This is a genomic window from Albidovulum sp., assembly GCF_049646345.1.
Taxonomy (GTDB): Bacteria; Pseudomonadota; Alphaproteobacteria; order Rhodobacterales; family Rhodobacteraceae; genus Albidovulum.
In genome coordinates, this window is the sequence record NZ_JBARVQ010000397.1 from 1 (window position 1) to 3,013 (window position 3,013).

General features: G+C 54.8%; 4 protein-coding genes. All 4 read left to right on the forward strand.

From position 1 onward, the window contains the following. A partial coding sequence (locus WBB85_RS09695; protein WP_432638418.1) for an ArdC family protein occupies positions 1-651 on the forward strand: 651 nt, incomplete at its 5' end. 230 nt (positions 652-881) lie between these two features. Next, entirely contained in the window at positions 882-1,523 is a 642-nt protein-coding gene (locus WBB85_RS09700) for a hypothetical protein (RefSeq protein WP_432638419.1), read from the forward strand. After that, positions 1,520-2,602 (forward strand): helix-turn-helix domain-containing protein, encoded by a 1,083-nt coding sequence (locus tag WBB85_RS09705; RefSeq protein WP_432638420.1) that lies wholly within the window; start codon positions 1,520-1,522, stop codon positions 2,600-2,602. Before WBB85_RS09700 ends, WBB85_RS09705 begins: the two co-directional genes overlap by 4 nt. A gap of 50 nt (positions 2,603-2,652) precedes the next feature. Then, on the forward strand, positions 2,653-3,013 hold a 361-nt coding region (locus WBB85_RS09710), incomplete at its 3' end, for a hypothetical protein (protein WP_432638421.1).

Genomic DNA, 3,013 nt, shown 5'->3' on the forward strand with positions numbered 1-3,013 from the left:
GAGCTTGGGGGCTATGTGCGCAAGGGTGAGAAGTCTTCTACCGTGGTCAAGTTTGGCACCGTCGAGCGTGAAGACGAAAACGGCGAAGAACGTCAGATCCCCTACGCCCGCGCCTATCGTGTTTTCAACGCCGACCAGATCGAAGGGCTTGCCGCCGACTTTTACCTTCTGCCCGATCCGCCCCGCGATCTTGGCACCGAGGCAGACCCCGAGCTTGAAGCGTTTTTTGCGGCGACCGGCGCGCAGATCGACACCACCGAGGAACCGCGCGCCTACTACAATCTGAAAACCGACCGTATCCACATGCCGCTGATTGCCACTTTTCACCGCGCCGCAGGTTACTACGGCACCTTGGCGCATGAGCTGACCCACTGGACAGGGGCCGCGCAGCGGCTGGACCGTTTCAGCCGCTTCAATGACCGCAAGGCCTATGCGTTCGAAGAGCTGGTGGCCGAAAACGGAAACTGCATGCTTTGCGCCCAGCTTGGACTTGAGCCTGAATTTGAACAGAGTGCCGCTTATGTCGAAGGCTGGTTGAAGGCACTGAAGGAAGACAATCGGGCAATCTTTAGGGCCGCATCCGAGGCACAGAAGGCCGTTGATTACATCATGGCCCGCGCCGCGCAGGTTGACCGGATGGCCGCCGAATAGGAGCCAAACCTACCGAAAACTTTGAGGCCCCCGCGATCTAGCGGGGGCTTTTTTCTTGGAGGGTCAGCCCTAGTCGCAGGCGGGTTTAGGATGACCTGCCGCCGGGCAGCCTAAAGGCCACCCGACGACAGGCCCGGCGCTTCGCGCAGACGCCCCCAAAGGTGGCGGCAGACAGATAGGGCTTGCCATGTTACATTTTTCTGCCATCATAGATGGGAGGAAAATGTAACATGGAGAATCCCGTGCCCCGAGCAGTTACAAAAGTCTACATTGAAGACCTTGACGTAGATCGTAGGCTTTCGGAGTTGGGTATGGGCAAGCAAGATGTATTGGACATCCGTAATGTCGCCGCAAGTATGCATGCGACAGGTTCATCACCCCTATTTCCTGCAAACGGGGCCGGGCAGCTTGCTTATCAGTATGGCACTCGTGAACTGCGGGCGACTCTTCTGAAGCGTGGTTGGGTGATTGACCAGTCTTATGGCACCAACGGCGTTCGCCATCCTAACCGGAAGATTATCGTTCTTTATCAAAACGTAGATGTTTCTTGCTCCCTGTCGGATTTGCCACAAGCACGCAGTCGTAAAGGTGCCGGTTCAGAACGACTCAGCCAGGGAAGTGCATTCGATTTGATCGAGGAGGTTGTTCCGTCCACCCATTCCGGTGAGGGGCTTGATCTTGAGGTCTGGTATGTGATGGTCGCCCAGGATGGCGCCGTGGAAGTAACTCATGCACTTATCAAGAACGGTGAATTTTCTGAGTTTATCGAGCGCATCTTCGTGCATGACGGCAAGGATTTTGATGCTCTTGTAGAAGATGACTCTTCAGATGATGAAGCTATCGACTTCGACATCATGATCTCACGGAAATGACTAGGCACGACCCCTTCAACCACCTTCGCTTAATCCTTGCCCGCAAACGCAGAAAGATGACCGCAATACAGGTGGCGGAAGCTGCGGGGCTGTCGCGTGTACATCTTTCGAGAATTGAGAATGGGCAAAGCGAGCCAACCGTTGAAACAGTCGAGGCGCTTGCGAAGGCAACGCGCTATCCGGTTGAATTCTTTTTTGTGCAGGAAACCTGCGAACTTCCAGCCGAGGCTGTGAGCTTCCGTAGCCTCAAACGCACTAGCGTCCGGGAGCGTGAAGCAGCACGTGCAGCCGGTGAAATTGGTGTGGATGTAGGGCAGTGGCTTTCGAAGGAGTTCAATCTGCCAGAACCTGTGCTGCCGGATATGGGTTATGAGCCAAATCCGGCAGCTGCCGCGCGGGGCCTTCGGCAAGCATGGGGTCTTGGCGAGAAGCCAATAGCAAGCATGATCGCGCTTCTAGAGGCAAAAGGAGTGCGTGTTTTCTCACTCGCGGAAGAGACGCTCAATGTGGATGCATTTTCGTTTTGGCAAGACGGTGTCCCGTATGTGTTTTTGAATACTATGAAGACAGCCGAGCATGGTGTCATGGACGCTGCGCACGAGTTGGGACATTTGATTTTGCATGCTGGTGGCAACACGCTGCACGGTAGGGATGTAGAGCGTGAGGCGAATGCTTTCGCATCCAGCTTTCTAATGCCCTCAGAAGACCTGCGGGGGCGTATTCCCCCCTCACCTTCAGTTCACTTGCTTCTGAAGCTGAAGGAGCGGTGGAGAGTATCTGCAATGGCGCTAGCCTATCGAGTCCATGGCCTTGGCCTACTAACCGACTGGCAGTACCGGTCCATGTGTATCGATCTTACGCAGCGGGGCTATCGAACTGGCGAGCCGGGGGGGACAGATCGTGACAAGTCGAGAGTTTGGAAGCAGGTGCTTGACCACCTGTGGCGTGAGGGAAAGACGAAAGAGACCATTGCGCGTGCACTGCACCTGCCAGTGGACGAAATTGAAAAGCTGACCTTCGGGCTGGCGGCTGAACCTGTACGTCCTGCTAGAGGGCAACAGCTTCGCGTCATTAAGTAGATAACCGGCTCCCGCAGAAAAGCGGGTTTGCAAGATCTTGAGGGCAGGCTTTGAGTAGAACACTTTCTGAAATTGTTGCTGACTTCGGTGCTACAGCGAAATCCAAGTTAAAAAATGTTGGTGTTTCAGGCGCGCCCGAAGATCAGCTCCGTGCGCCTCTTGAAACTCTGATAGCACAGATGGCCGAGCTCGCCGGGCTTCCTGCGGGGGCTATTGTATCGGTTGGTGAAACGTCCCTGTCGGAGCTCAAAACCCGACCAGATTATGCAATTACATTCAAGTCTATGCTTGTCGGCTTTGTTGAAGTCAAAGCTCCGGGAAAAGGTGCCGATCCTCGTAGATTCACCGATAAGCATGATCAGGGGCAGTGGGAGAAACTGAAGACCCTACCCAACCTAATCTATACTGATG

Bases quoted from the DNA above. Each gene is read 5' to 3' on its own strand.
- WBB85_RS09700 (WP_432638419.1), top strand. From the start codon at position 882: ATGGAGAATCCCGTGCCCCGAGCAGTTACAAAAGTCTACATTGAAGAC.
- WBB85_RS09705 (WP_432638420.1), top strand. From the start codon at position 1,520: ATGACTAGGCACGACCCCTTCAACCACCTTCGCTTAATCCTTGCCCGC.